The following is a 1,046-nucleotide window of genomic DNA, read 5'->3' as shown; positions in this document are numbered from 1 at the left end:
GCCCATGGCTGCTGTCGACCATCCTGTGCGACAAGTTCCTGCAGCATCTGCCGCTGAACCGCCAGAGCGATGCCTTTGCCCGCGAAGGGATCGATCTCGACACATCAACGCTGGCCGACTGGGTGGGAGCCTGCACCGCGACGCTGGCCCCCCTGACTACGCTGATCCGGGCGCATGTGCTGGCGGCACAACGCCTGCACGCGGACGACACCACCGTGCCGGTTCTGGCGAAAGGCCGGACAGTCACCGGACGATTGTGGAATTATGTGCGTGATGATGGTCCATTTGGTGGGCCAGCACCGCCAGCCGTCTGGTTCCGGTATTCCCGGGACCGCAAGGGCGAACATCCCACGGACCATCTCACCGGCTGGACCGGCATTCTGCAGTCAGACGCCTATGCGGGTTATAATACTCTGGCGAAACCGGGACGCCAACCCGCGCCGGTTGTCTCCGCCGGATGCTGGGCCCACGGACGCAGAGGGCTGTTCAAAATCGCCGAGAGGGACAAGGCGCCCCTCGCCATAGAGGCAGTAGGCAGGATCGACGCCATATTCCAAGCCGAGCGCACCATCAACGGTACGCCCCCAGAACATCGGCTGGCAGTCCGTCAAACAGACATAGCCCCTCTGGTCGACGATCTGTTCGATTGGATGCGGGAGTGTTGCCGGCGCATGTCGACAAAAAATCCCGTTGCCCACGCCATGAACTATTTTCTCAGACGTGCCGATACATTCACACGATTCCTCACTGACGGCCGGATCTGCCTCTCAAACAATGCAGCAGAACGCGCCCTGCGCGGCATCGCCCTGGGCAGGAAAGCCTGGTTGTTCGCCGGGTCCGATCGTGGCGGAGAGCGCGCCGCCGCCATGTATTCCCTGATCGTCACCGCGCGCCTGAACGATGTCGATCCCCATGCATGGCTCGCTGATGTCCTGGCACGGATCAATGACATCCCCAATCCACGCCTCCATGAACTCCTGCCCTGGCACTGGAAAGCCCACCAGCAGGTCCACAATACCATCGCCGCCTGAATACGCCCGCGTCTC

The 1,046-nt window shown here is 62.2% G+C and carries 1 protein-coding gene; it reads left to right on the top strand.

The genetic code is table 11. The features are described from left to right. The coding region (gene tnpC / locus CFR76_RS17440; RefSeq protein WP_110557948.1) for an IS66 family transposase at nt 1-1,031 on the top strand (1,031 nt) is incomplete at its 5' end. Nucleotides 1,032-1,046: the final 15 nt, after the last annotated feature.

The sequence above is a fragment of the Komagataeibacter swingsii genome, assembly GCF_003207895.1.
Classification (GTDB): domain Bacteria; phylum Pseudomonadota; class Alphaproteobacteria; order Acetobacterales; family Acetobacteraceae; genus Komagataeibacter; species Komagataeibacter swingsii.
Note: the sequence above shows the minus strand (reverse complement) of the source record. Positions and strands in the feature narration are given on the sequence as shown.